General features: G+C 71.8%; 24 protein-coding genes. 11 read left to right on the top strand and 13 right to left on the bottom strand.

Annotated elements, in window-relative coordinates; translation table 11 throughout:
* Positions 1-21 precede the first annotated feature (21 nt).
* Complete coding sequence (locus ACSC1Q_RS39885) at positions 22-939, top strand: oxygenase MpaB family protein (RefSeq protein WP_436763935.1); 918 nt, start codon at positions 22-24, stop codon at positions 937-939.
* A 222-nt stretch (positions 940-1,161) separates the two neighbouring features.
* Here the strand turns inward: ACSC1Q_RS39885 and ACSC1Q_RS39880 are convergent, their stop codons facing one another.
* From ACSC1Q_RS39880 to ACSC1Q_RS39870, 3 genes are all read right to left on the bottom strand, one after another.
* Complete coding sequence (locus tag ACSC1Q_RS39880; protein ID WP_436763934.1) at positions 1,162-2,070, bottom strand: RecB family exonuclease; 909 nt, start codon at positions 2,068-2,070, stop codon at positions 1,162-1,164.
* Positions 2,071-2,796, bottom strand: a complete 726-nt coding sequence (locus ACSC1Q_RS39875; RefSeq protein ID WP_436763933.1) for an MBL fold metallo-hydrolase — start codon at positions 2,794-2,796, stop codon at positions 2,071-2,073.
* A 101-nt stretch (positions 2,797-2,897) separates the two neighbouring features.
* Positions 2,898-3,539: a DUF6758 family protein gene (locus tag ACSC1Q_RS39870; protein ID WP_436763932.1), complete on the bottom strand. Its 642-nt coding sequence runs from the start codon at positions 3,537-3,539 to the stop codon at positions 2,898-2,900.
* A gap of 74 nt (positions 3,540-3,613) precedes the next feature.
* Between ACSC1Q_RS39870 and ACSC1Q_RS39865 the strand changes: the two genes are divergently transcribed.
* Positions 3,614-4,012 carry an NUDIX hydrolase gene (locus ACSC1Q_RS39865; protein ID WP_436763931.1) on the top strand — a complete coding sequence of 133 codons (399 nt, stop codon included), beginning with the start codon at positions 3,614-3,616 and terminating at the stop codon, positions 4,010-4,012.
* A 126-nt stretch (positions 4,013-4,138) separates the two neighbouring features.
* Here ACSC1Q_RS39865 and ACSC1Q_RS39860 read toward each other — a convergent pair whose 3' ends face one another.
* Positions 4,139-7,303: a hypothetical protein gene (locus tag ACSC1Q_RS39860; protein WP_436763930.1), complete on the bottom strand. Its 3,165-nt coding sequence runs from the start codon at positions 7,301-7,303 to the stop codon at positions 4,139-4,141.
* Between the two features lie 810 nt (positions 7,304-8,113).
* Between ACSC1Q_RS39860 and ACSC1Q_RS39855 the strand changes: the two genes are divergently transcribed.
* A complete protein-coding gene (locus ACSC1Q_RS39855) occupies positions 8,114-8,782 on the top strand; it encodes a hypothetical protein (protein WP_436763929.1) in 669 nt (222 codons plus the stop codon).
* A complete protein-coding gene (locus ACSC1Q_RS39850; RefSeq protein ID WP_436763928.1) occupies positions 8,782-9,348 on the top strand; it encodes a DUF6529 family protein in 567 nt (188 codons plus the stop codon). Before ACSC1Q_RS39855 ends, ACSC1Q_RS39850 begins: the two co-directional genes overlap by 1 nt.
* Here the strand turns inward: ACSC1Q_RS39850 and ACSC1Q_RS39845 are convergent.
* A complete protein-coding gene (locus ACSC1Q_RS39845; RefSeq protein WP_436763927.1) occupies positions 9,338-10,279 on the bottom strand; it encodes an HpcH/HpaI aldolase/citrate lyase family protein in 942 nt (313 codons plus the stop codon). The genes ACSC1Q_RS39850 and ACSC1Q_RS39845 overlap by 11 nt on opposite strands.
* Positions 10,280-10,414: 135 nt before the next feature.
* On the opposite strand from ACSC1Q_RS39845, the gene ACSC1Q_RS39840 reads away from it, so the two are divergent.
* Together ACSC1Q_RS39840 and ACSC1Q_RS39835 are read left to right on the top strand one after the other, a co-directional pair.
* On the top strand, positions 10,415-11,026 hold the full coding sequence (locus ACSC1Q_RS39840) for a biotin transporter BioY (protein ID WP_436763926.1): 612 nt from the start codon (positions 10,415-10,417) through the stop codon (positions 11,024-11,026).
* A gap of 60 nt (positions 11,027-11,086) precedes the next feature.
* Positions 11,087-11,449 carry a hypothetical protein gene (locus ACSC1Q_RS39835; protein WP_436763925.1) on the top strand — a complete coding sequence of 121 codons (363 nt, stop codon included), beginning with the start codon at positions 11,087-11,089 and terminating at the stop codon, positions 11,447-11,449.
* A 67-nt stretch (positions 11,450-11,516) separates the two neighbouring features.
* On the opposite strand, the gene ACSC1Q_RS39830 is transcribed toward ACSC1Q_RS39835, so the two are convergent.
* Positions 11,517-12,467 carry an EamA family transporter gene (locus ACSC1Q_RS39830; RefSeq protein ID WP_436763924.1) on the bottom strand — a complete coding sequence of 317 codons (951 nt, stop codon included), beginning with the start codon at positions 12,465-12,467 and terminating at the stop codon, positions 11,517-11,519.
* A gap of 140 nt (positions 12,468-12,607) precedes the next feature.
* Between ACSC1Q_RS39830 and ACSC1Q_RS39825 the strand changes: the two genes are divergently transcribed.
* Both ACSC1Q_RS39825 and ACSC1Q_RS39820 read left to right on the top strand, forming a co-directional pair.
* Positions 12,608-13,855: a magnesium transporter MgtE N-terminal domain-containing protein gene (locus ACSC1Q_RS39825; RefSeq protein WP_436763923.1), complete on the top strand. Its 1,248-nt coding sequence runs from the start codon at positions 12,608-12,610 to the stop codon at positions 13,853-13,855.
* A complete protein-coding gene (locus ACSC1Q_RS39820; RefSeq protein ID WP_436763922.1) occupies positions 13,848-14,327 on the top strand; it encodes a DUF1003 domain-containing protein in 480 nt (159 codons plus the stop codon). Before ACSC1Q_RS39825 ends, ACSC1Q_RS39820 begins: the two co-directional genes overlap by 8 nt.
* A gap of 194 nt (positions 14,328-14,521) precedes the next feature.
* On the opposite strand, the gene ACSC1Q_RS39815 is transcribed toward ACSC1Q_RS39820, so the two are convergent.
* Together ACSC1Q_RS39815 and ACSC1Q_RS39810 are read right to left on the bottom strand one after the other, a co-directional pair.
* Positions 14,522-16,441 carry a Xaa-Pro dipeptidyl-peptidase gene (locus ACSC1Q_RS39815; RefSeq protein WP_436763921.1) on the bottom strand — a complete coding sequence of 640 codons (1,920 nt, stop codon included), beginning with the start codon at positions 16,439-16,441 and terminating at the stop codon, positions 14,522-14,524.
* 200 nt (positions 16,442-16,641) lie between these two features.
* Positions 16,642-17,127 carry a MarR family winged helix-turn-helix transcriptional regulator gene (locus tag ACSC1Q_RS39810; RefSeq protein ID WP_436763920.1) on the bottom strand — a complete coding sequence of 162 codons (486 nt, stop codon included), beginning with the start codon at positions 17,125-17,127 and terminating at the stop codon, positions 16,642-16,644.
* A 266-nt stretch (positions 17,128-17,393) separates the two neighbouring features.
* Here ACSC1Q_RS39810 and ACSC1Q_RS39805 point away from each other — a divergent pair, with 266 nt between their 5' ends.
* A complete protein-coding gene (locus tag ACSC1Q_RS39805) occupies positions 17,394-18,533 on the top strand; it encodes an Mrp/NBP35 family ATP-binding protein (protein WP_436763919.1) in 1,140 nt (379 codons plus the stop codon).
* A gap of 198 nt (positions 18,534-18,731) precedes the next feature.
* Here ACSC1Q_RS39805 and ACSC1Q_RS39800 read toward each other — a convergent pair whose 3' ends face one another.
* The 5 genes from ACSC1Q_RS39800 to sigE all read right to left on the bottom strand — a co-directional run bounded on the left by ACSC1Q_RS39800 (position 18,732) and on the right by sigE (position 23,238).
* Entirely contained in the window at positions 18,732-19,094 is a 363-nt protein-coding gene (locus ACSC1Q_RS39800) for a sec-independent translocase (protein ID WP_350972036.1), read from the bottom strand.
* 104 nt (positions 19,095-19,198) lie between these two features.
* Positions 19,199-20,893 carry a S1C family serine protease gene (locus ACSC1Q_RS39795; RefSeq protein ID WP_436763918.1) on the bottom strand — a complete coding sequence of 565 codons (1,695 nt, stop codon included), beginning with the start codon at positions 20,891-20,893 and terminating at the stop codon, positions 19,199-19,201.
* A 95-nt stretch (positions 20,894-20,988) separates the two neighbouring features.
* A complete protein-coding gene (locus tag ACSC1Q_RS39790; RefSeq protein ID WP_436763917.1) occupies positions 20,989-22,026 on the bottom strand; it encodes a sigma-E factor regulatory protein RseB domain-containing protein in 1,038 nt (345 codons plus the stop codon).
* On the bottom strand, positions 22,023-22,553 hold the full coding sequence (locus ACSC1Q_RS39785) for an anti-sigma factor family protein (protein WP_350972032.1): 531 nt from the start codon (positions 22,551-22,553) through the stop codon (positions 22,023-22,025). The genes ACSC1Q_RS39790 and ACSC1Q_RS39785 overlap by 4 nt, the downstream gene beginning before the upstream one ends.
* Positions 22,554-22,605: 52 nt before the next feature.
* Complete coding sequence (gene sigE, locus ACSC1Q_RS39780) at positions 22,606-23,238, bottom strand: RNA polymerase sigma factor SigE (RefSeq protein WP_436763916.1); 633 nt, start codon at positions 23,236-23,238, stop codon at positions 22,606-22,608.
* 171 nt (positions 23,239-23,409) lie between these two features.
* On the opposite strand from sigE, the gene ACSC1Q_RS39775 reads away from it, so the two are divergent.
* Together ACSC1Q_RS39775 and ACSC1Q_RS39770 are read left to right on the top strand one after the other, a co-directional pair.
* Positions 23,410-24,060, top strand: a complete 651-nt coding sequence (locus ACSC1Q_RS39775) for an O-methyltransferase (RefSeq protein WP_362685333.1) — start codon at positions 23,410-23,412, stop codon at positions 24,058-24,060.
* Positions 24,061-24,227: 167 nt separating this feature from the next.
* The gene (locus ACSC1Q_RS39770; RefSeq protein WP_436763915.1) at positions 24,228-24,452 is read left to right on the top strand and encodes a hypothetical protein; all 225 of its coding nucleotides are present in this window, start codon (positions 24,228-24,230) and stop codon (positions 24,450-24,452) included.
* Positions 24,453-24,489: the final 37 nt, after the last annotated feature.

Here is a 24,489-nt window from a genome sequence, read left to right as displayed (position 1 = left end):
TCGTGTCACCATGTGCCGACCATGGCGAGCATCGAGGACATCGAGAAGATCGTCGTCCAGCCCCCGCACACCGCGACATGGCTGGTGCACATCGACCGCTCCATGTGGATCGGCGGGGTCGGCGGCCTCATGCTCCAGGCCCTGCACCCGCTCGCGATGCGCGGGGTCTGGCAGAACTCCGACTTCCGGCGGGACCCGTTCGGGCGGCTCCGCCGTACGGCGGACTTCGTGGGCAGGGTCACCTTCGGCAGTCCCGCGGAGGCCGACGAGGTCGGCCGGCGCGTCCGGGGGATCCACCGGCGGCTGCGCTTCGACGACCCCGGCACCGGCCGGATCCGCCGGGTGGACGACCCGGAGCTGCTGCTCTGGGTGCACTGCGCGGAGGTCTCCTCCTACCTGTCCGTGGCGCGGCGCTCCGGCCTGGGGCTCGACGACCGCCAGGCCGACCGCTACCTGGCCGAGCAGCGCCGCAGCGCCACCTACGTCGGCCTGCACGCCGAGGACGTGCCCGGCTCCGTGGCGGAGCTGGACGACTACTTCGCCGCGACGCGCCCGCTGCTGAGGGCCACCCCCGAGGCCGTGTCCACGGTCCGCTTCCTGATGTGGCCGCGCCTGCCCGCCGGGCTGCGCGCCCTCACCCCCGGCAAACCCGCCTACTTCCCCTTCGGGGCGCTCTGCTACTACGCGCTGCCCGGCTGGGCCAGGCGGATGTACGGCGTGCTGCCCGAGGTGCCGCCGGGTGCGGTGACCGCGGCGCTGAGGGCGTTCCGGCTGGTCATGGACACGCTTCCCGAACCCGTCCACGACCGGGCGTTCATGGCCGCCACCCGGGAGATGCTCGCCGCCTCGCGCGAGCGGCTCGGCGCGGCGGGCTACGACATGACCGGGGGGCTCAGGGGGCTGACCGACCCGCGCCGCTGGCCGTCCCGCCCCTCCTGACGGACTCCGCCTCCTCTGGCGATCCGGCGGCACGCTCTCGCGAACGCGGTCCCGGCCGCGTGATCCGGCGGCCGGCCCGTCAGGCAGGCAGGCAGGCAGGCAGGCAGGCACAGTGTTTCGAGGCTCGCCCGAGCCCGGGGCACGGTTGGGCGGGCCTTCGCGGCCAGAGACGGCCGGCGGGGGACGGGGGCGGGGGGCGGACCGGGAAGCCCGCGAACACGGTCAGTCGGCGAGGGCGGCCCAGGGCTCGCGGTCGTCGCCCGTGGCCTGGCCCTCGGGGCAGTGGCGGCGGAAGTCGCACCACGAGCACAGCGGGCCCGTACGGGGCGGGAAGACCGCGTCGATCTCGGGGGGCACCGCGGGCGCGGCGCGGTCGCCGCCGCCGCGCGCCTTGGGCGGGGCGGTCCCCTTGGGCCGGGTGGTGGCCGACCACTCCTTGTAGCGCTCGTCGGCCTCGGAGGCCTCGACGGCGATCTCCTCGGCGTGGCCCAGGTGGCGGGCGAGCGACTCGTCGGTGTGCTCCCACTCCACGATCGAGGCGGTCGGCAGGTGGTGCAGCTCGACCCGGTGACAGGGGGTGTGCATCATCCGGGAGGAGGCGATGGCGTAGACCGCGAGCGCGAGCGAGGAACGGGCGTCGTCGGTGTTCAGCGGGCGGCGGCCGGTCTTGTAGTCGACCACGACCAGCTCCTCGCCGCGCCGGTCGAGCCGGTCCACCCGGCCGGAGAGCGCCACGACGGAGGTGCGTGTGGCGACCGTACGCTCGACGCCGACCGGTTCGGCGGACGGGTCGAGGCTCGCGACGTATCCGGAGACCATCTCCCCGGCCCGGTCCCGCCAGGTCCGCGACTGCTCGGCGTCGCGGAACCCCTCGTTGATCCATCCCTTGGTGAGAAGACTCGCCGCGACCTCGGGCGTGCGCCGCTCGTACGGCTCGCGCCACCAGGCGGCCAGGGCGTTGTGCACGCTGGCGCCCACGCTGTTGTGCGCCCACGGCGGGCCCTTCTGCGGCGTGGGCCGGTCCATGTAGGTGAACCGGTAGCGGCGGGGGCAGTCGAGCCAGTTGTTCAGCCGCGACGGCGTGCAGGCGTAGAGCCGCCGCGGCATGCCCTCCAGGGGAAGCTGATCCATCTAGAGCAGATCGTTCCGGGGGTTCAGCCGGATTCCCGACACGCGGGTGCCGTCGGGCAGCGGCCCCTCCTCTTCCTCCGGCGCGTCGGCGTCGCGGGTGAGCGAGCCGGAGAGCCAGGCGTCGAACTGGGGCTCCAGATCGCCGATGGTCGTCTCCTCGCCGTGCGCGGGCAGCACCCGGGTGCGGTGCGGCAGGGTGAACAGCCGCCCGCCGATGGCGGTCAGCTGGTCGGCCAGCGCGGGGTACTCACCGCCGATCTTGCCGGGGCCGTCGGCCTGGAGGGTCTTGCCGGTGAAGACCGCGTCCAGGGCCTCGCAGTACAGCGAGACGCCGCCGTGGGAGATGCCCGGGGTGGACATGACCTCCAGCTGGACGCCGCCGACCTCGAACAGGCCGTCGTCCTCCATGTCGATGTCCGGCCAGGTGTCGGGCCAGGTCAGCCGCCACAGGGGCCGGTCCTTCGGGTGGAGTGCGACCACCGCCTCGTCTCTGGCCGCGACCTCGATGGCCGCGCCCACGTGGTCGGGCAGGCCGTGGGTGCAGATGATCGCCAGCACCTCCCGCTCGCCGACCTTCTCAAGGATCCTCTCCGCGTCGCGCGCGGCGTCGATGACGATGACATCCTCGTCGTCACCCAGGATCCACGTGTTGTTCTCGACCTTGTGCTCGACGCCGTCGACATCGACGACGCCCTCGGTCACCACTCGCTCGATACGCGCTGTCACGCTTCCGAACTTTACTGCCTCCCCCCGCCCCCCGGTTCGGACAGAAGGGTCAAGTCTCCGGAGAAGGAGAGGGTGGGAAGGGCGAGGGTGGCCCGGCGGTGTCAGGGGGCCAGGAAGTCCAGACGCGGGGAGAACGCCCCGAAGGGCAGGTCGAGGGTCTGGTCCTGGTCGCGCAGGTCGCGCAGGGACAGCTCGGCCAGGGTGATCAGGTAACCGGCCTCGGCGGGCCACACGACCGCCCAGAGCCAGTTTCCCAGCGCCTCGCCCGCGTAGACGGCCCGGTCGGGGGCGGCGGTGACGCACCACAGGGCGGCCGGATGGCCCCTGACGTCGATCTTGGCGTGCGGCGGGCCCTTGTCGAACCCGGTCCCCGGATCGGTGGCCTCCAACCCGGCGAACGCCGCGCCGAGCCCCACTCCGGGCTCCTCGGCGATGATCAGCAGGTCGGCGGGGCCGTGGGTCAGCGAGGGACCGGAGACCGCGACCACGGTGGCCCGTACGTCGCTGCGCTCGTCGCCCACCTCGCCGAACCCCGTGACCAGCCACCCCGTGGGCAGCGGCCAGGGAACCCAGGCGGGTACGCGGGAACCTCGGGTGACGGCCTCCACGGCGGCGGAGGACGGAGGTCTGGGTGGCTGGAACGGCAGGACATCGCCGTGGGGACCGCATCTCCAGGAGCTCGACCAAGCACCCGGCGGACGAAGCGGGCCGAAACACCGTGGGCACGTAGGGGCGGCTTTCACGCCTACCCACGCTGCTTCTTCCGCGGGCCATCCGTCAAGAGGCTCGGTCGTTATCACAACGTAATATTGTTCACGTGCGCGTAAATTGTGTCGGAGCGATCATCCTTGACGGCTCGGGGCGGATGCTGCTGGTCCGCCGTGGCAGACCCCCCGGTGAGGGCCTGTGGTCCGTCCCCGGCGGGCGGGTCGGGCCCGGGGAGTCCGACCCCGAGGCGGTCGCCAGGGAGGTCCTTGAGGAGACCGGGCTCACGGTCGTTCCCGGGCCCCTGGCCGGGACCGTCGACCGCCCGGGTCCCGGCGGCGCCGTCTACGAGATCCGCGACTATCTCGCCGAGGTCTCCGGGGGCACGCTCGCCGCCGGGGACGACGCCGCGGACGCCCGCTGGTTCGCCCCCGAGGAGCTCCCGCGCCTCCCCCTCACCCCCGGCCTGCTGGACGCGCTGGTCGAGTGGGCGGTCATCGAGCCCGGGTGAGCCCGCGAGGCCCGTTACGGGCCCGCCGCGAGCGTCGCGGGATCCCGGCCTCAGGACCGGAGCGCGGCTCTCGGCCACGAGACCGGGGCACGGCTCTCGGCCGCGAGACCGGGGCGCGCTCCCCGGTCATCGCGACGAGGTGAGCGTGGAGCGCCACAGGGTGAGGTGGTCCGCGCTGTAGGTGGTGGAGCGGCCCAGGGCCACGACCTGGCCGCCGGAGACCGCCACCGCGCCGAGCCACTGGGCGCCGTCGCCGTCCAGGCCGCCCTGGCTCGGGGTGTGGCGCTGCCACTTCAGCCCGTCCTCGGAGGTCCAGGCCGCGCTGTCGCCGGCCCCCGGCGCCCCGTGCCAGCCGACGGCCACCACGCCCTCCGGCGTCGCGGCGAGGTCCTGGACGGCGGACGCCCGGTCGGCGGGGAACCAGGAGAACTCCCAGCTCGCCCCGTTGTCGTCCGACACCGCGCCGAAGGCCCTCGTGCCGTCCTCGGTCCTGGCCGTGCCCGCCGCGACGACGTACCCGCCGTGCAGGACCACGTGCCGCAGGCCCGCGGACGTCGCCCCCGGGGGCAGGACCGGCTTGCGCGCGGTCCAGTTGACCCCGTCGGCCGACACCCAGACCACCCCGGTCTCGCGCTCGGCCGTGCCGGTGCCGCCGACCGCCACGTACCCGGACGAGGTCGCCGAGACGTCGTGCAGCCGCACCCCCGTACCGCCCGCGGGAAGCTTGGAGGCCCTGGCGAAGCGCTTGAGGTCGGCGGAGAACCACAGGACGGGCACGGTGGCGGCGGGCCCGCGGTCCTCGCCCGCCATGACGTAGCCGGACGGCCCCGCGGCCACCGCGTGCGGGGCGAGGAAGTCGTGGTCGTTCGTCGGGGCGAGGGGGCCCAGCACCGGCACCCTGCGCCAGCTCTGGCCGTCGGAGGAGGTGAGCATCAGCGGCTCGGTGGAGGAGGCGTCGGTCATCGTGCTGCCGACGGTCAGCCAGCCCCGCCTGCCGTGCGCGACGTCGGCGAGCGCCTGCCGCCTGGGGCCGCCGAGGAGCTGCGCCGGGCCGCCGGCCTTCCAGTTCTCACCGCTCGCGCTGCTCCAGATCCCGGCGTCGCCGGAGACGGCGCCCACCGCGACGAACCTGCCGTCCCCCGCGGCCACCCTGGCCGTCTCGCGGGCGGCCCTGGCGAGGCCCTGGATCCCGCCCAGGGACACCGGCGTAGGCTCGCCGCCCTTGGGCGCGGTGATGAGGACCACCCGGTTGTCCACGTCGGCGGCGCGCTCGTCGCCGCCGACGACGAGCGTGCCGTTGTCGGACATCGCGAGCGCCCGCAGCGAGCCCGGCACCTCGCCGAGGTCGGTGGTCCTGTTCCAGTCGCGGCCGTCCTCGCTGGTGTGGACGGTGTAGCGCTCGAAGCCCGACTCGACGACCGCGGCCACGCCCGCCGAGGAGGAGGCGAGGCGCTTGACACCCGTGCCCTCGGGCCCCAGGCCGGTGATGGCGCCGCAGGCCTTCCATTCGGCGCCCTCGGGCGAGCAGTAGACGCGGACCTCGCCCTTGTCGCTGCGCTGCTGGGTCGGTACGAGCACGAACCCGCCGCCGGCCACGGCGAGCGCGCCCGGCTCCGGGACGACGTCGTTGAGCGCGGCACCGGTCCGCTGCCAGCTCCCGCCCCCGTCGGACGAGCGCAGGATGACCGAGGTGGACTGGCCCTGGGCCGGGTCCGCCAGCGCGACGACGGCGTCCCCCTTGGCGACGACCGCCTTGATGCCGCGCACCTTGTCCGGCATGCCGATCTCCCGGGTCTCCACCCGGTCCCAGGCGCGCCCGTCCGGGGAGACCCAGGCGACGGCCCCGGTGGTGCCGTCGTCCAGTACGGCGGCGCCGACCGCGACGAAGCCGGAGTCGGTCCTGGCCAGATCCATGATCTTGTCCCCGCGCGCGAAGGCGCCCAGCTCGCCGGGGTCGGCCGCGGTCCAGCCGTAGCCGTCGGAGCTGGTCCACAGGCCGTGCCCGGAGCCGAGGGGGTCGTTACCGGCGGCCAGCCAGAGGCCGTCGCCGCCCGCCACCCGGCCCACCGTGGTCGGCCCCGTCTCCTGCCCCGCCGGGCCGGTCACCTTGCCCAGCTGCCAGGTCGTGCCGCCGTCGGGAGAGACCAGGAACAGCGGCCTGGGGACCGGGCTGGTGGTGTCGCTGCCGACCGCGACCATGACGGAGCCCACCGAGGCCACCGCGTTGAGCACCTGGTTGGACCCGTTGCCGCCGACACCGGCCAGCGGCACGAAGTTGTCGTCGCCCGAGCTCACCTCGTCGCCGACCAGCCGGAGGCCGGTGGCGAACGGGCTGCTCACCCAGCCCCACAGGACCAGGCCGCCGCCGACCGCGACGGTGAGGACCAGGACCATCAGGAAGGGGATCACCAGCCCCCGGCCGCGCCTGCGCCTGGTCGGGGTGGAACGGCGTACGGCGGAGGGCGCGGTGGCCGGGCGGTGGTGCCGCCCGCCGTTCGGCCCCCGCCTGCCCGGCGGGCCCTGCGCGACGAGCAGGTCGGGCCTGGCGGGCCTGCCACCGGGCGGGCGGCCGACCCTGCGTACGGGCTCGAAGTCGAAGTCGTCCTCGACCGGCACGGGGGATCGCTCGTAGTCGGGGGACCGCTCGTAGTCGGCGGGGCGTTCGTACTCGACGGGCCGCTCGGGTTCGGCGGGCCGTCCGGGTTCGACGGGTCGTTCGGGGGCGGAACCGGGTGCCGAGCCGGGTTCCGGTCTGGGGTCCGGTCTGGTCCGCGCTCCGGGTTCCTGTCTGGGATCGGGCCCGGATTCCGGTTCCGGGGCCGGTTCCGGCGTCGCCGCGATGCTCGGCTCGACCCTGATGCGGTCCGCGGGCGGGGGCTCCGTCCGGTCCGTTCCCGTCTCCCCGGGTGGCGCCGAGGCGACCAGGAGGTCGGGCCGCTCCGCCCTTCTCCTGCCCCTGCGCTCGGGGGCCGGCCCGGAGGCGACCAGGAGGTCCGGACGGTCCACCAGGCGCGGACGCCCCCGCTCGGGCGTGGCGTGGCGTCCCGGCCCGGCGGGCCTCTCCTCCGAGGGCGGGGAGTCGGCGACAGGACCGGCGGGAGGCTCCTGCGGGGGCGGCCCGGCGGGCCGGCGCGCGGGAGGAGGGGGTACGGGAGGCTGGGGGGCGGGGCCGTAGGGGCGGGCGTACGGGCGGCGACGCTCGCCGCCGAGGCCCTCGGGACGGGCCTGGGGCGGCTCGCCGTCGTCCGGGGTGGGCGCCGCGAACGGCGGGAGCATCCACGGGGAGGCCATGGGGACCCCTCGCGCCCCGTCGTCGGAGGGGCCCGGCGGGGAGTGCTGGATCGTCGGGGGGGACGGGTGGGACTCCTGGGACCCGCCTTCGTGTACAGCATCGTCGTGAACGCCGTCGTCGTCCACCGGCCACTCTCGCGAGCGCGGGTCGTGGGGGCCCGAGGCCACGCTCAGCACCTCCTCGCAGGAAGCCCGTTCCAGCCAGGGGTCACCACCCCGGACCGTTCCAGTCGTCTCCGTAACAGCAGGCCGCAACCCCTACGGATGCGGCAAATCGCACGCGACCCTACTACTACCCCGTTCTCCGGAAACGATCACCTCCCACGGCCGGATACCCGGCCGCCGTCCGTACACAGTCAAGAGCAACACGTCCTGGCCGCGATGACGAGACCTCTCTAGTCAGATTTATCAACCGAGCGCCGGAATTGTCAGGTTTTATCCTTTAAATTTCAAAAACATCAGCCACTGGAAGATCCCTCTGAAACCCCCGTCGCGAGGACCTGTCACGAGGACCCGTCGCGGGGAGCGGTCGAAGGGACCGGGCACGGGAGCGACGTCCCCTGGTATCGCGGGACATGACGCCCCCGGCCATCAATCACGGTTTTTCCCGTGAAACCCCGTTAAACGGCACCGCCCTCCGCCTAGAGTCGCGAGGCATCACGGTCAGCAGCGGCCCACCTCCGGCAAGAAGCCTCCGGCAACCTCCGGCAGGAATCCGGCTTCGTCCGCCCGTGTGCGGATTAGTTCACAGACTCCCGGCACGACGGCATGTACACCTGACTTCACAACCCACCACCCCAGGGAGCGGATATGACACGGCTGGGGCCCGTATACACACTGGCGGCAGGAGCGGTGATGGCCGTCGCCCTCGGCGTGGCCAGCGCCACCACCTCACCGACCACACAGACCGTCAACGCGCAGGACGACGTGGCCGCCCCGGCGGCCCAGGCCACCACGGAGGCCACGCCCGAGCCTGAGCCGGAGGCCGTCAAGACGGCCAAGCCCACCCCCGTCAAGGCCGACTACGCCGGGCGGGTCACCGGCAACGGCGGGCTGATCGCGATCTCCATCAGGAACGGCAAGGCGGTCGGCTACTTCTGCGACGGCAAGATCGAGGCCTGGATGAAGGGCAAGGCCGCCGACGGCAAGGTCACCCTGTCCGGCCGCCACGGCGCCTCACTCACCGCACAGCTCGCCGGCGGCAGGGCCACCGGAAACCTCGGTTTCGACGGCAGGAAGTGGACCTTCAAGGCTCCGACCGTGAAGAAGCCCTCCGGCCTCTACCGGGCGACCGCGCTCGTGCGCGGCGCGAACGTCCGCGCCGGATGGATCTACCTCGACGACGGCACCAGGGTCGGCATCACGCTCGTGGGCGACGAGATCGCCGACGTGCCGATCCCCGAGCCGGGCGAGAACGCCGTCGTGAACGGCGTGGAAGTGGACCCGCAGGACGTCGACGAGTTCATCGAGGGGTTCTGATGAGTGACACGCAGGTCACGCCGGTTCAGCACCGGCAGCCGAACAACGTCGCGCCGCTCCTCGTCCCGCTCGTCGTCGGCGGGCTGGTCGCGGTCGGGCTGGGCGTCTACGGACGGGTCCACGCGCCCACCGGGTACGCGATCGGCCTGGCCGGGTTCTCCGGGGCGCTGGCCATGAAGGCCTGGCTCACCACCGGCGCGTTCCTGCTCGCGCTGGTCCAGCTCTTCTCGGCGCTGGTCATGTGGGGCCGGATCAAGCTGGACGTGTCGTGGATCGGGGCCCTGCACCGCTGGTCGGGGCGGGTGGCGTTCATCCTGACTATCCCGGTGGCACTCCACTGCCTGTACGCGCTCGGCACCCAGTTCGACGTGCCGCGCGTGATGATCCACTCGCTGCTCGGCTGCTTCTTCTACGGTGTCTTCACCGCGAAGATGCTGTCGCTGCCCAAGCGGGGCCTGCCCGGCTGGACCCTCCCGGTCCTCGGCGGGCTGACCTTCGTCGCCCTGACCGGCCTCTGGCTGACCTCGTCGTTCTGGTTCTTCACCACCATCGGGATCAAGCTGTAGGAGGGGTGAAGGCCGTGGTCCGCCGCAGACCGGCGGCCCTGCCCTTCGCCGCGACCACCAGCGCCATCTTCCTGGACGCCTCGTCGATCATCTCGTCGCCGAGCATGACCGCGCCGCGCCTCTCGACCGTCGTGTAGTACTCGTACGCGTCGAGGATCAGCTCGGCGTGGTCATAGTCCTCCTGCGGCGGCGAGAACACCTCGTTCGCGGCCTCGATCTGGGAGGGGTGCAGCACCCACTTGCCGTCGAACCCGAGCGCCGCGGCCCGCCCCGCCACCCGGCGGAACCCGTCGAGGTCCCTGATCGCCAGGTACGGGCCGTCGACGGCCTGCAGGTCGTGTGTCCTGGCGGCCATCAGGATCCGCATCAGGATGTAGTGGTAGGCGTCGCCCTCGGTGTAGCCGGGCGGCTGCTCGCCGACCACCAGGGTCCGCATGTTGATCGAGGCCATGAAGTCGGCCGGGCCGAACACGAGCGTCTCCAGCCGGGGGGACGCGCCGCCGATGGCGTCCACGTTGACCAGGCCCCTGGCGTTCTCGATCTGGGCCTCGATGCCGATCCGGCCGACCGGGAGGCCGTTCGCCCTCTCGATCTGGGTGAGCAGCGTGTCGAGCCACATCACCTGGGCCGCGTCCTCCACCTTGGGCAGCATCAGGCAGTCGACGAACTCCCCCGCGCCCTCCACGACCTCGATGACGTCCCGGTAGGTCCACCGGGTGCCGAGGTCGTTGACCCGGACGACCCTCGTCCTGCCCGACCAGTCGCCCTCGCGCAGGGCGGCCACGATGTTCTTGCGCGCGCCCTCCTTGGCGAGCGGCGCGACGGAGTCCTCCAGGTCGAGGAAGACCTCGTCCGCGGGGAGCCCCTGTGCCTTCTCCAGGAATCTGGGGTTGCTGCCGGGCACCGCGAGGCACGATCGTCGGGAACGCATGGGGAACACGCTAACGCCCGCGCGGGGACGGACGACAGGCCGGACGGACGTCGCGGACGTTATGGCGTCCACACAAAGACCCCGCCGTGTTCTTGGCGGTGATCTCGTAGGACCCTTGCCGGAGATGTCAGAAGAATGGACATCAAGAATCTGTCGAAGGAGACCAGCACGATGGCAAACGCCTCCTCGGTGGCCAGGCCCGCCGTACTGTCCGACCTCATCCCCGCCTCTCGCGTCCGCGACGTCGCGCTCGTGGTCGGCGGCGCCGCGCTGACGGGCCTGGCGGCGCAGCTCAGCTTCCCGCTGCCCGGATCGCCGGTGCCGGTCAGCGGCCAGACCTTCGCGGTCGTGCTGGTCGGCGCCGCCCTGGGCATGAACCGCGCGGTGCTGAGCATGGCGCTCTACCTGCTGGCCGGCGTCGCGGGCGTGCCGTGGTTCGCCGACGGCGCCTCCGGCTTCGGCGGGGCGTCCTTCGGGTACGTCATCGGCTTCGTCGCCGCGGCGGCCGTCGTCGGCAAGCTCGCCGAGCGCGGCGGCGACCGTACCGTCGCGCGCACGATCGGCACGATGGTCCTCGGCAACCTGGTCATCTACGCCTTCGGCCTGCCGGTCCTCGTCGCCGTCGCCCAGGTGGATCTCGTCACCGGCCTCTCCCTCGGCGTGCTGCCCTTCCTGCTCGGCGACGCCCTCAAGATCGTCGTCGCGGCCGGGCTGCTCCCGGCGGCCTGGAAACTCTCGCGGCGCTGACCTGGCGGCGTGTATGGCCCGTACCGCCATTCGGGGAGGCGCAGGCCGTACATTCGTCTCATGGGCGTGATCGAGGAGGGCGCGAAGAAGTCGAGCGTCCTGTGGCTGTCGCTGGACCGGCCCCGGCTGGCCTGGCACACCTGGCACGACGGCGCGATCTACCTGGTCACCGGCGGGGGCGAGCAGCCGCTGCCGGGGCTGGCAGAGGCCGGGGAGGTGCGAGTGACGCTGCGCAGCAAGGACAACGGCGGGCGCCTGGTGGCCTTCGAGGCCTCCGTGGAGGTGGTTGACCAGGCGAACGCCCCCGACGCGGTCGCCGCGCTCGCCAAGGAGCGGCTCAACGCCCCCGACGGCACGAGGCTGCTGGAGCGCTGGGCGGCGGCTTCCAAGGTGATACGGCTCGTCCCACGCGAGCCCGCCTGACCACGAGCCCGAAGGCCGCCGACGCCGCCAGGACCGCCGAGGCCGTCCTGCGGCGTCCACCCCGGCCTCACCTCACGGGAGCGGGCTCCACGGTCTCACGCGCGGCCACGGGCGCGGGCAGCGCGGCCGTGGCCCGCTGGGCCAGATAGGCGCCGGTCAGGACGATCACGCCACCGATGATCTGGAAGGGCCCGAGCGCCTCGTCCAGCAGGATCCAGGCGACCACCGCCCCGGCGATGACCTCAAGCGAGGCGACCGTGGCGCCGATGGCGGCCGACAGGCGGCGGATCGCGAGGACGCCGAGGATGTACGCGGCGGCCGTGGCGACCACGATGAGCCAGACCAGCGCCCCGAGGACCGGCAGCGTGAGGCCGCCCTCGGGGGTGGCCGTCCCGCTGATCGCGCCCCAGGGGATGTTCCACGGCCGGGAGATCGGCAGGAGCACCGCGGCGGCGCCGAGCAGGCCCCAGGCGATCAGGCCGAGCGGGTCGACGTCGTCGCCGAAGCTGTCGCTGAGCAGGAAGTATCCGGCGCAGCCCGTCATCGCGGCGAAGGCGAGCAGCAGGCCCACCGGATCGAGGGCGAGGCCCGACCAGACCTCCACCACGATGCCGAGCCCGACCACGGCGACGACGGCACCGGCGAAGGCCGCCCGGGGCAGCCGTACCCGCCGGACGAACCGCACCCAGAGCACCACCACCACCGGCGAGGTGTACTCGATCAGCAGGGTGACGCCGACCGGCAGCCGGGTGATCGCCGCGAAGAACAGCGCCTGCACACCGGCGACCGCGATCACCGCGTACGCCAGGAGGAAAGGCAGCCGTGAGCGGGGGATGCGCAGGGCCGAGGGCCGGGCGACCGCGAGGACGCCGACGAGCAGCAGCCCGGCGCCCGCCATCCGGATCCAGACCGCCTCCAGCGGGGCCAGCCCCGCCGCGCCCAGATATTTGGCCATGGGCCCCGAGAAGGCGAAGCACAGGGACGACGCGAGCGCGATCAGCAGTCCTGCACGTCTCATGTCGCACCATTTTCGTAATTACCGTTAAGCACGTTTGATGCTGTCATGTCGGTATATCGGACAGCAAGCCGATTCCAGATCGTGAGCCGGGGGAGCGTGGCAGCGACCGACCGGCCCGAGATGCGGCCTACGCTTCAGATGTGAGGATCTTCATCGCGCGTCTCGCCGGCACCCCGGTCTTCGACCCCGCCGGGGACCAGATCGGCCGGGTCCGCGACGTGGTGGTGGCCATCGCCGGCAGCGCGCCGCCGTACGTCCACGGGCTGGTCGTCGAGGTGCAACCCCGGCGCAGGGTCTTCCTGCCGATCACCCGGATACGGTCCGCCAAGGCGGGTGCCGTCGTCTTCAGCGGCCAGCTCAACATGCGCAGGTTCGAGCAGCGGGCGACCGAGACCCTGGCCATCGCCGAACTGCTCGACCTCCACGTGGAGGTCGACGGCGAGCGGATGACGGTCCTGGACCTGGCCATGGAGGAGAACCGGCGCTCCGAGTGGCTGATCACCAAGGTGGCGGTGGTCGGGAGCGCCCCGGGCATAGGGCTGCGCCGGCGCGGCGCGACCAAGATCGTCGACTGGGGCGAGGTCCGCGGCTTCGGCGCCGTCCAGAAGGACCAGGGCGCGGCCAACCTGCTGGTCGCCTTCGAGTCGATGCGCGCCGCCGACCTGGCCGGGGCCCTGCACGAGCTGCCCGACAAGCGGCGGGTCGAGGTGGCGGCGGCCCTCGACGACGTACGGCTCGCGGACGTGCTGGAGGAGCTTCCCGAACGGGACCAGATCGGCATCCTGAGCAGGCTCGCCCCCGAGCGGGCCGCGGACGTGCTGGAGGAGATGAACCCCGACGACGCGGCCGACCTGCTCCAGGACCTCCCCGCCGAGCAGGCGGAGGCGCTGATGGCGCTGATGGAGCCCGAGGAGGCCGCGCCGGTCAGGCGGCTGCTGATCTACCCAGAGAACACCGCGGGCGGGATGATGACGAGCGAGCCGGTGGTCCTGCCGCCGAACGCGACGGTCGCCGAGGCGCTGGCCAGCATCCGCCAGCGCGACCTCACCCCGGCGGTGGCCGCGCAGGTCTACGTGGCCCGGCCGCCCGTCGAGACGCCCACCGGCCGCTTCCTCGGCCTCGCCCACTTCCAGCGGCTGCTGCGCGAGCCGCCCTCGACCCTGCTCGGCGGCATCCTGGACACCTCCCTGGACCCGATCAGGCCGGGGTTCAGCCTGAACCAGGTGACCTCCTACCTGGCCAACTACAATCTCGTCGCGGCTCCCGTCGTGAACGAGGCGGGCCGCCTGGTCGGCGCCGTCACCGTGGACGACGTGCTCGACCACCTGCTGCCGGACGACTGGCGCGAGCGGGACGACCACCCGCCGAGAGAGGGCGAGAATGCCTGACCGCCTCGACCAACCCAGGCAGCCCGGCCCGCGGTTGCGCCCCCACTACGACCCCGAGGCGTTCGGGCGGCTGTCGGAGCGGATCGCCCGCTTCCTCGGCACCGCCAGGTTCCTGGTCTACATGACGGGCTTCGTCGCCGTCTGGGTCCTGTGGAACGTCCTCGCCCCCCAGTCGCTGAAGTTCGACCCGTACCCGTTCATCTTCCTGACGCTGATCCTGTCGCTCCAGGCCTCGTACGCGGCGCCGCTGATCCTGCTCGCCCAGAACCGGCAGGACGACCGCGACCGGGTCCAGAACGAGCACGACCGCAGGGCCGCGGAGCGGAACCAGGCCGACCTGGACTACCTCACCCGGGAGATCGCCGCCCTGCGGATGGCGCTCGGCGAGGTGGCGACGCGCGACTACATCCGTTCGGAGCTGCAACGCCTGCAGGAGGACCTCCAGGAGCCCCAGGGATCCATGGAGTCGTGAGCCGGGGTTTCCCCGGCTCCACCCCTCCCGCCCGGCGGACGCGCGAGCTGAGCACCGCACGCGGTGTCCACCGGCGGGCCCTCGCGCCCGAGGTCGGCCGCGCCGGTGACGGGAGACGGGGTGTGAGCCGGGCGTACCGCCCCGCTCACACCCCGCCCGAAGGCCTTCCAAGGACCTCGGGGACCTCCCGAAGGTCAGAAGAACAGGTTCTCCGGCTCCGGCAGGTCCAGCAGCTGCGGGCCGGTCCACCTGGCCGTGTCCTTCGGCACGTCGGTGCTCCGCAGGGTGCTGAGCGCCAGCGGCAGGAGCACCTTGCTCCCGGCCAGGTCGACGGTGACGTTCGCGCCGGTGGCCCTCTCGTCGTTGTAGGTCGAGTCGGTGCCCGCGATCACGAGGGCCAGCCTGTGTCCCTTCTTGAAGACGTAGTCCTGCGGCAGCGTCTCCCAGCTCACCCTGCCGTAGGTGCCCGCGGGCAGCGGCGAGGGCGTGCTGAGCGAGTCGCGGTTCTGCACGTCGATCCAGCCCCGGGCGACGATCTCCAGCGGGCGGGTGGCCCGGTTGGTGACGACCTGCTTGTAGCAGCCGTCGTCGGCGGCCGTGCTCTCGCCGTGGCAGCTCTCCTCGGTGACCGTGGTGATTCCCTGGCCGCGCCGCCAGTCGATCCGGGTGTCCTCGCCGAAGTCGACGAGGAGGGCGGTCAGGTTCGAGGTGGGCTTGTCGAGCGCGACGCGCAGGTCCACCACGGGCGTGCCGGACAGGCGCAGGTCCAGCGGCAGCTCACCGGTGGTGAAGGCCACCCGCCCCGGCTTCGCCGTGCCGACGTCGGCGACCATCGCCTCCTCGGACTGGCGGACGTCGGTGAACGTGGCGGTCTGCCCCTTCTTCGCCGGTACGAGGCCGAACGAGCCGTCCGCCGCGGGGCGGAAGGGGACCTTCAGGGCGAGCGGGGCGGGCCAGTCGTACTGGGTGGTCCAGCGGTCGAGGCTGCTCTGCACGTCGGCGCGGGGCTCGCGCATGATGTCGTTCCGCACGCCGAGCAGCCAGTAGTCGAACCAGCGGTGCAGCGTGTCGACCCAGAGGTCACGGCGCCCCTCGAAGTCGAAGGGGTCCACGTGCTGGTACTGCCCGACCCAGATCTTGCGGGGCACGTTCCGGTCGGCCAGGGCCTTCCACCACTTGGAGAAGTTGTCGGGCATGACGTTGAGGTCGTTGACCGTGTGCACGGCGAAGACGCTGGCGCGCACCTTGGAGACGTCGGCCAGCGAGCCCGCGATGTAGTCGCGCTCGGCCCAGAAGCCGTTGTAGTTCCCGGTGTCGTCGGCGTCCTCGGCGTCCAGGCGCGCCCAGGTGGCCGCGCACTTGGCCGTGGGGTCGCTGTCGACGTAGTCGCCCAGCCACGACATGTAGTCGTAGTTGTAGATCACCCCGTTGGAGCGCTGGTACTTGTACCAGGAGCTGATCGCCGAGATCGGGACGATCGTCTCCAGCCCCCGCACCCCGGTCGCCGCCACGGCGTTGGCCAGCGTGCCGTCGTACGACTTGCCGATCATCGCGGACTTACCGGTGGTCCAGTCCGCGACCGCGGGCGTGCCGTCGGCGCGGTAGGCGGTGGCGCGGCCGTTCAGCCAGTCGATGACGGCTTTGCCGCCCAGCACGTCGGCCTTCCCGCCGACGTCGGGACAGCCGTCGGACCTGGTGGTCCCGATCATGTCGACGTTGAGGACGGCGTACCCGCGCGGCACGAAGTAGTTGTCGTAGTACAGGGGAAATTTCGTGACGTTTCCGGCGGCGTCGTAGACCTTCCGCTCGGCCTCGTTGCCCCGGCCGGAGTTGTCGTAGTACGGGCTCTCGTCGATGATCACCGGCACCTTGAGCCCGGGACCGGACTCCTTCGGCCTGATGATGTCGACACGGACCCGGTCCGGCCTTCCGTCGGCGTCGCTGTCGACGCTCGACTCGACGTAGACGTGCTCGCGGACGGCGTCGGCGTACGAGAAGACCGGCTGGGTCCGTCCCCGCTCGACGGTGAGAGAGGGTTGGGCGGCCGCGTGGGCCGGGGTGACACCCGCCGCGACCACGATGAGGGCGGTGAGGGCTGCTCGTAACTTTGGCATCGAGCCTCCGCATTAGTCGTGAATATCCGCAATCTCCACGAGTGTCCGTATGACCGGCAAGATCCTTTATGCGTTCGACATCACTCTGGGGCTGGCATGTGACATGGCGCCCAACAGTCTTGTCCGAAGAGAGGTCAGAACGGCAGAGCCAGGCCGCGACAGGCGGAAAACCCTCCAGGCGGCGGGGAAGGGGCCGGGGCCTAATACGGGCCGGTGTCGGCCTGGGGGTCGGGGAAGAGCTTGTTCAGCATGGCCGCGCACTGCCGCAGCTCGTCGGCGTCGAGCATGTCCAGGAACTGGGCACGGACCCCGCGCAGGTAGGTGGGACCGGCCTCGGCCAGCCGCGCGGCGCCCGCGTCCGTCAGGACCGCGAACAGGCCGCGCGCGTCGCTGGGGCAGGCCTCCCGCTCGACCAGGCCGTCGCGCTGGAGGCGGTCGATGAGCCGGGTCAGGCCGCTGCGCGAGAGCAGCACCCGGTCGGCCAGGTCGTTCATCCTCAGCCGCCGCTCGGGCGCCTCGGACAGCTGCGACAGGACCTCGTACGAGGGCAGGGCCAGGTCGTGCTCGTCCAGCATGTCGGCCTCCAGCGCCCGGGTGATGCGCACCTGGGCCCGCTGGAGCGTGCGCCAGACCACCAGCTCCGCCGAGCCGACGCTCTCTCTTGACTCGCCCGCCGTGAGGGTCACGGAGTAACCTTAGAACGTTGCGCGCGCACCTACACAGCGAATTGTCCGAATTCAGTGATCATCGCTGGATTCGGAATTCCTCCCGGTGTCCTCGGGTTCATACCATGGGCTCACGACGCCGGCCGTTCCCCGAGGGGATCGGCCTCCCGCAAAGCCATACGGGCGCCACGACGGGCGCATCCCGCCCGTGAGACGCCTCATCGATAACAGACAAGGAGGGACGGCATCCCCCGTCGCCCCAGGGTGGCGTGATTGCCGACACTTCGATGGCACCTACCCCGGAACTCGTGATGGCCGCCCTCGCGACCGTCAACGACCCTGAGATCCGTCGGCCGATCACCGAACTCGACATGGTCAAGAGCGTCGACATCTCCCCCGAGGGAGCCGTACGTGTCGCGATCTTCCTGACCGTCTCCGGTTGTCCCATGAAGGACACCATCACCCGGGACGTCACCGGCGCGGTCTCCAAGATCGACGGAGTGACCGGCGTCTCCGTCGAGATGGACGTCATGAGCACCGAGCAGCGCAAGACGCTGCAGACCAAGCTGCGCGGCAACAAGGGGCCCGAGAAGGAGATCCCCTTCGCCCAGCCCGGCTCGCTCACCCGCGTCTTCGCGGTCGCCTCCGGCAAGGGCGGCGTCGGCAAGTCGTCCGTCACCGTCAACCTCGCCGCCGCGATGGCCGCGAGCGGCCTGAAGGTCGGCGTCGTCGACGCCGACATCTACGGGCACAGCGTTCCCCGGATGCTCGGTGTCTCCGAGCGGCCCACCAAGGTCGAGGACATGATCATGCCGCCGGTGGCGCATGACATCAAGGTCATCTCGGTCGGCATGTTCAAGCCGGAGGGCAACACCCCGGTCGTGTGGCGCGGCCCGATGCTCGACCGGGCCCTGCACCAGTTCCTCGCCGACGTCTACTGGGGCGACCTGGACGTGCTGCTGATGGACCTGCCCCCGGGGACCGGCGACATCGCGATCTCCGTGGCGCAGCGGATGCCGTCGGCGGAGCTCCTGGTGGTGACCACCCCGCAGCAGGCCGCCGCCGAGGTCGCCGAGCGCGCCGGATCGATCGCCGTCCAGACCCACCAGCAGATCGCCGGTGTGATCGAGAACATGTCGTGGCTGCCCTGCCCGCACTGCGACGAGCGGATCTCGGTCTTCGGCGAGGGCGGCGGCCAGACCGTGGCCGACGCGCTGACCCGCACCCTCGGCGCCCGCGTGCCGCTCCTGGGCCAGGTGCCCATCGACATGCGCCTGCGCGAGGGCGGCGACGAGGGCAAACCGCTCGTGCTGACCGACCCGGACGCCCCCGCGGCGACCGAGCTGAGCCGCATCGCCGCCTCCCTGAGCAAGAAGTCGGGCAGCATCAAGGGCCTCCAGCTCGGCATCTCGCCCACCCGGCGCTGAGACCGGACCAGCCTCCCGGCCGCGGACACGGCCCCGAAAACGACGACGGCGGCGCCCCCTCCACCGGGGCGCCGCCGTCGTCGTGTGTGAAGGCGGGCGAAAGCCGTTCGTGGAACGGGTCAGCCGTACGCGCCGCGTACCGCCCGTAAGCGAAACAGGTCAGCCGAACGAAGCGCAAAAACTACGCAAAATCGATAATCAGGTCGCGTCGGAGTCGTACGGGGGAATCTCGCCGTAGCCCAGCTCGTCGGCGCCGCTCATCGCGTGGGCGGCCGGTTCGGCGGTGGCGGTGGTGGCCGAGGTGCCGTTCCAGTCGTCCTCCAGGTCCGCGGTGAGGTGCTTGCGGACGAAGTTCTTGGGGTTGAGGTCGGCGGGGTCGAAATCGGCGAACTCGGGCCCGAGGCCCGTGCGCAGGTCGTCTCTCGCGTTGTTGGCCATCCGGCGCAGGTTGCGCAGCGTCTTGCCCGCCTGCGAGGCCGCCTGGGGAAGCTTCTCCGGGCCGAAGACGAGAAGGGCGATCACCACCAGCGCCACGATCTCAGGCCAGCCGAGTCCGAACACGGTGATCTCCTACCGGGAGGATGCCAGAAGCTCCTCTCCGGCCATACGCCGGAGAGGTTCCACACTAACGCGCCGGCTCGCGAGCACGCGCCCCGCCCTCACGCTCAGGAGGGTTTGGGAGAGGGCTGCTCGGGAGCGACGCCGACGGTCACCGTCGCGGTGCTCTCCTGGCCACCCCGCTGGTACTTGACCGAGAGCTTCTCGCCGGGAGCCCGGTTGCGGATCATGGCGATCAGCTCGTTGCCGTCCTGGAGCACGACGCCCTCGACCTCAAGGATGACGTCGCCGGGCTTGAGACCCGCCTGGGCGGCGGGACCGTTCGGCTCGACCGGCTGGGTGCCCTGCCTGGACTCGGTGGCGATGCGCACCCCGACACCCTGGTACGTCGGGTCGATGGCGACGCCGATCCGCGACTTCTTGGCCTTGCCCGTGGTGATCAGCTCCTGGGCGACCCGCCGGGCGTGGTTCACCGGGATGGCGAAGCCGAGGCCGATGCTGCCGCTCTGGCCGCCGACCGACCTGCCGAGCGTGGCGATCGCCGAGTTGACGCCGATGACCTCGCCGTTGACGTTGACCAGCGGGCCCCCCGAGTTTCCGGGGTTGATGGCGGCGTCGGTCTGCACGGCGCTGAGCCAGGTCGCCTCGGAGCTGTTCTCCTCGCCCGCCTGGACGGGACGGTTGAGCGAGCTGACGATGCCGGAGGTGACGGTGCCGGTCAGGCCCAGCGGGGACCCGATGGCGATGACCGGATCGCCCACGACCACGTTGTCGGAGTTGCCGAGGGTGATCTCGGGGGCGCCGAAGGTCTCCGCGGGCTTGACCACGGCCAGGTCCGACTCGGGGTCGGTGCCCACGACGACGGCGGAGGTGGACTTGCGGTTGTTGAACTGGATCTGGATCTGGCCGGTCGTCCCGGCGTTGGCCACCACGTGGTTGTTGGTCACCACGTAGCCGCCCTTGATCAGGAAGCCGGAGCCGGTGCTGGAGCTCGCCCCGCCCTCGACGGCGAGCGACACCACGCTGGGCAGGACCTTCGAGGCGACGCCCGCGACGGAGTCGGGGGCCCGGGTGTTGGAACCCGTCGGCGCCCCTCCCAGGCTGAAGGAGGGGTCGCGTCCCGAGCCGGAGGGCTTGGTGAGGAGGTAGGTGCCGACGCTGCCCAGCGTGGAGGCGAGCAGCGCGATCATCAGGGCGAGGACCACCAGCGTGGCGGTGCGCGGCCCGCGCCGGACGGGCGCGGAGGCGGGCGGCGGGCCGCCGAAGCCCCCGGGACCGCCGGGGTTCCCCGGAGGCGGCGCCCAGCCCTGCCCCATGCCGAACGCCTGGGCGGGCGGCGGGGGCGGAGCGGGCTGGGAGGCGAAGACCGCCGTGTCGTGCCTGGGCCTGCCCGAGGGGTCACCCCAGTGCTCCCCCGTGAAACCGGGGTCCCGGCCCCCCTCGCCGGGCGGCACGTCCCGGTCGTCGCGCCGGTCGCCGTACCCGTCGTCGTGCCTGTCGTACCCGTCGTGGCGGAGCAGCTCGGGCTGGTCCTGCCGCCCGCCGCCCCACCGGGCGCGGTCGGGCTGGGCGCCCAGCTGGCTCCAGCCGTCGTCGCGGGGCCGCTCGGCCTGGAAGGGCCCCTCCCCGGCGGGCAGGAACTCGGGGCGGGAGAACTCGGGGCCGTCCGGACGGGAGAACTCGGGGCCCGAGGAGTCGGCGCGTCGGGACTCAGGAGTGCCGTGTCCGCCGTCGGTGAAGTCCGACGGTGTACGCCCCTCAGCATCGTGCGCCTCATGGGAAGTACGGGCATCGTCGGTCATCGAATACTCACTACTCCTTGCCTCGCAGGCGGCCGCTCACCGAGTCAACCCGGCAATCTTCCCCCGAGCGGCATACGAGATGTGTAAAGCACGCGTTATCCGAAGGGATTGACCCAGGAGAGCAGGCGGCTCGCGCCTCGGCCGAGCCGCGTCCAGAGATCATCGGGAACGGGCTCGTGCGGCAACGCCGCGACAGCGGCGTCGACCATGTCGGCCGGCGCGTCGGCAAAGACGGTGTAGACATGACCCCCACTCGCCCAGATCGTCTCCTGCCCAGCTGGGTCTCGAACCCAGATCGTATGCCCCTCGCGCTGCTCCGCATGCCAACCACGGAGACGTTCTTCGTCAAGCATCCCAGACTGGATAAAAACTGACACAACCGACAGGCCATCCGAGTAGCCCAGGTACACGTATCCGGGAGGGGTGTCGTGGGCGGCGAACAGCTCCAGGCGCCCCGGCAGGGCGCGGGGGAACCGCCGCCCCTCGCTTTCGAGCCGGGGAAGTTCGGCCAGGTCCAGGCCACCGGCGGCCATCACGGACACCGCCGTCCCCCTCGCCACCGGGTCGAGCGTCAGGTCGACGAAGGCCCCGGCGCTGACCACCCGGCCCTCCGCGTCCATGAGCTCGCGGCGCAGCACCGGGCCCCCGGACTCGTCGAGCCAGTATCGGGCGGCGGTCGTGCCGTCGGCCCGCAGGACGTCCACGAGGCGGGCGGGGCGCCCGCAGGTGAAGCCCTCCCCCGCGGCCACGACCCGGTAGTTGCGGGCCAGGACCTCCAGCATCACCTCGGACGGGCTGGACATGCCCCCGGCCGGGGTGCCCGGATCGGCGGTCCGTACGGAACCGGAGGGCTCGGCGCGGACCGTCAGCCCCTTCCCCGGGACGTTGCGCACCTCCAGCACCGCGGAGGTGGCGCCGGAGGCGCCCCAGGCGGTGACGTACTGGGTGCCGGAGTATCCACGGGACCGGCCCGCCACCGCCGCCTCGCGGAGCAGGTGCAGGCCGGTGTCCTCGCTCTCGACGTCGTCCGGCGGCGCGGCGTGCGGGGACCGGACGGCGTACGCCGGACCGCCCGCCACCAGTCCCAGCAGCAACATGGCGGCCAGGATGACCGTGGCGGGCAGCCGGATCACGGAGAGGGGGAGAGAATCGGCGTCGCCGAACCGCCGTAGGGCACGGTGTTCCTGTGCTGGTTGGCGAACATGTCGACCGGTGGCACGACACGGGGGTTGGGGTCGGTCCCGCCTACCACGAACAGGGTCCCGATCGCCACGGCCGCCGAGGCGACGCCCACCGCGACGTATCCCGCCCTCCGGGCGCGGCGAGGTCCCCCGGCACGGCCCCGGGGCCGGTTGTCGGGGGGAGCGACGCTGTGCATGCTCGGAATGGGCGCGCCGCCGAAGGTGCGTGAGGCCGGAAAGGGGCGCTCACGCGGGGGCAGCGGGCCGCCGGGCTCCGCCATCCGCAGCAGGGACATCGTCAGGTCCGTCGGCATCGCGGGACCGTCGAGGGAGCGCAACCGGCTCTTCAGCGCCCGCATGGCGTCGACCTCGGCCCTGCAGGGGGCGCAGAAGGTCAGATGCGACAGGGCACGGTCGCGCTCGTGGTGGTTCAGCTCACCGTCGACCAGCGCGGAAACGCGTTCTCCAAGGTGACTCATGCGCACTCCTTGCCAAGTGGCTCGTCGTGACATTCGTCATGACTGTGGTTTCTCATGCGAATTCCTCCCCGTGAGTAACGCTCGGGGGGAGTTGATCGTTCCGCGGCGCGCGATGCTCCAGCGCCTCACGCAGCTGCGCCCGCCCACGATGGATCCGGCTTCGTACCGTGCCGAGCTTCACGCCCAGCGTCGCCGCGATCTCCTCGTAGGACAGCCCCTCGATGTCACACAGAACGACGGCCGCGCGGAACTCGGGCGCGAGCGCGTCGAGTGCCGCCTGGATGTCGGGCTCCAGATGGCTGTCGTCGTACACCTGTGCGGGAGAGGGCTCGCGCCCGCGCAGCCGCTCGGCGGCGTCGTCGGCGAGCCCCTCGAACCTGATGCGCTGCTTGCGCCGCGCCATGTCGAGGAACAGGTTGGTGGTGATGCGGTGCAGCCAGCCCTCGAAAGTGCCTGGCGTGTAGTTCGACAATGACCTGAAGACCCGGACGAAGACCTCCTGTGTGAGGTCCTCCGCATCGTGCACGTTGCCGGTCAGCCGATAGGCCAGCCGGTAGACGCGCGCCGAGTGCGTCCGGACCACCTCCTCCCATGTAGGAGGTGTCCAATCGGACACGGGAGCTTCGGCCTGGTGGTCGGACTCCTCCACCAGCACTCCTCTCTCCGGGACCACCGCTATCGCCATAGTGCCTGGTTTCGTCCCTTCGTGCGCACTGACTACCTTCAGGACCGGCAAAGGCCGCTTAAACCGTGCAACGCACCGGGGGTGACATGAGTTCCCGATCGGGCCTGCCTCCCTTAGGCTGCGACCCAGCGCCTATATGACTGTGTACGGAGAAAGCGGGAGGAGAGGCCGATGGCAGAGACGCCGACAAGTCCGTTGGAGGCCACTCTGGCCTATGCCGACGAGTTCCACCGGGAGGACGACATCCTGCGGGCCGCGCGCATGCGCGGCGCGGAGGTGGGAGCGCCCCCGATCCTGCCCGGTGGCGGCGCCGCCCTCTGCTTCCTCGCCACCGCCATCAACGCCCGCGCCGTCGTGGAGATCGGCACCGGCTGCGGCGTCTCGGGGCTGTGGCTGCTCCGCGGCATGCGCCAGGACGGCACGCTCACCAGCGTGGACGTGGAGCCCGAGCACCAGCGGCTGGCCAGGCAGAGCTTCGCCCAGGCCGGGTTCTCCGGCGGCCGGATCCGCCTGATCACCGGCCGCGCCCTCGACGTGCTCCCCCGCCTCTCCGACGGCGGCTACGACCTCGTCTTCTGCGACGGCGCCATGCACGAGTACGCCGACTATCTGGCCGAGTCCGTCCGGCTGCTGCGGGTCGGCGGCATCGTCGTCTTCGACAACGCCCTCTGGGGCAACAGGGTGGCCGACCCCGTGCAGCGGGACCCCGACACGGTCGCCATCAGGGAGCTGGGCAAGCTGGTCCGCTCCGACGAGCGGCTCCGCCCGCTGATGATGCCCCTGGGTGACGGCATCCTGGCCGCCGTCAAGCTCGCCGACTGACACCGTCCGCGACACGCCCCGGGGCCGGGCAATCCCGTTCATACGGGTCCGTCAAGTGATCACCAAGATCCTGAAAGAGGCGGGTCGATCCCCTGTCGGCCGGAAACGATGCCGGTAAGGCCATAACGCGGGCCTTTTCCACGATCATCGATACACAGGGGTGCACCATGACGGTTGCCGCCAAGCTGGACAAACTGCTCGACAAGGAGTACGAGGGGGCCGATTTCAACACGCTTCCCAACGCCCCGGTCAGCGCGCTCTCCGGCGTCAGCGAGAGCGACGCCAAGGATCTGGCCAAGGCGTTCGGTATCAAGACCATCGGCGACCTCGGCCGCAACAAGCACTTCCGGGCCGCGGAGGCCATCGTCAACCTCTCCGAGGCGAGCAGGTAGCGAGCAGCCGGCGAAGCGCCGGGCGGGCGCCAGGCTC

The sequence above is a fragment of the Streptosporangium heterodermiicola genome (assembly GCF_051390675.1).
GTDB lineage: Bacteria > Actinomycetota > Actinomycetes > Streptosporangiales > Streptosporangiaceae > Streptosporangium.
The sequence above is the reverse complement of the archived record's forward strand: the minus strand, read 5'-3'. Positions and strand labels throughout refer to the sequence as shown.

Coding starts and splice junctions, on each gene's coding strand:
- sigE (WP_436763916.1), bottom strand. CDS start 23,238: ATGGCGATAGCGGTGGTCCCGGAGAGAGGAGTGCTGGTGGAGGAGTCC.
- ACSC1Q_RS39775 (WP_362685333.1), top strand. CDS start 23,410: ATGGCAGAGACGCCGACAAGTCCGTTGGAGGCCACTCTGGCCTATGCC.
- ACSC1Q_RS39850 (WP_436763928.1), top strand. CDS start 8,782: ATGAGTGACACGCAGGTCACGCCGGTTCAGCACCGGCAGCCGAACAAC.
- ACSC1Q_RS39860 (WP_436763930.1), bottom strand. CDS start 7,303: ATGGCCTCCCCGTGGATGCTCCCGCCGTTCGCGGCGCCCACCCCGGAC.
- ACSC1Q_RS39835 (WP_436763925.1), top strand. CDS start 11,087: ATGGGCGTGATCGAGGAGGGCGCGAAGAAGTCGAGCGTCCTGTGGCTG.
- ACSC1Q_RS39795 (WP_436763918.1), bottom strand. CDS start 20,893: ATGACCGACGATGCCCGTACTTCCCATGAGGCGCACGATGCTGAGGGG.
- ACSC1Q_RS39855 (WP_436763929.1), top strand. CDS start 8,114: ATGACACGGCTGGGGCCCGTATACACACTGGCGGCAGGAGCGGTGATG.
- ACSC1Q_RS39845 (WP_436763927.1), bottom strand. CDS start 10,279: ATGCGTTCCCGACGATCGTGCCTCGCGGTGCCCGGCAGCAACCCCAGA.
- ACSC1Q_RS39885 (WP_436763935.1), top strand. CDS start 22: ATGGCGAGCATCGAGGACATCGAGAAGATCGTCGTCCAGCCCCCGCAC.
- ACSC1Q_RS39880 (WP_436763934.1), bottom strand. CDS start 2,070: ATGGATCAGCTTCCCCTGGAGGGCATGCCGCGGCGGCTCTACGCCTGC.
- ACSC1Q_RS39770 (WP_436763915.1), top strand. CDS start 24,228: ATGACGGTTGCCGCCAAGCTGGACAAACTGCTCGACAAGGAGTACGAG.
- ACSC1Q_RS39785 (WP_350972032.1), bottom strand. CDS start 22,553: ATGAGTCACCTTGGAGAACGCGTTTCCGCGCTGGTCGACGGTGAGCTG.
- ACSC1Q_RS39830 (WP_436763924.1), bottom strand. CDS start 12,467: ATGAGACGTGCAGGACTGCTGATCGCGCTCGCGTCGTCCCTGTGCTTC.
- ACSC1Q_RS39820 (WP_436763922.1), top strand. CDS start 13,848: ATGCCTGACCGCCTCGACCAACCCAGGCAGCCCGGCCCGCGGTTGCGC.
- ACSC1Q_RS39815 (WP_436763921.1), bottom strand. CDS start 16,441: ATGCCAAAGTTACGAGCAGCCCTCACCGCCCTCATCGTGGTCGCGGCG.
- ACSC1Q_RS39805 (WP_436763919.1), top strand. CDS start 17,394: ATGGCACCTACCCCGGAACTCGTGATGGCCGCCCTCGCGACCGTCAAC.
- ACSC1Q_RS39840 (WP_436763926.1), top strand. CDS start 10,415: ATGGACATCAAGAATCTGTCGAAGGAGACCAGCACGATGGCAAACGCC.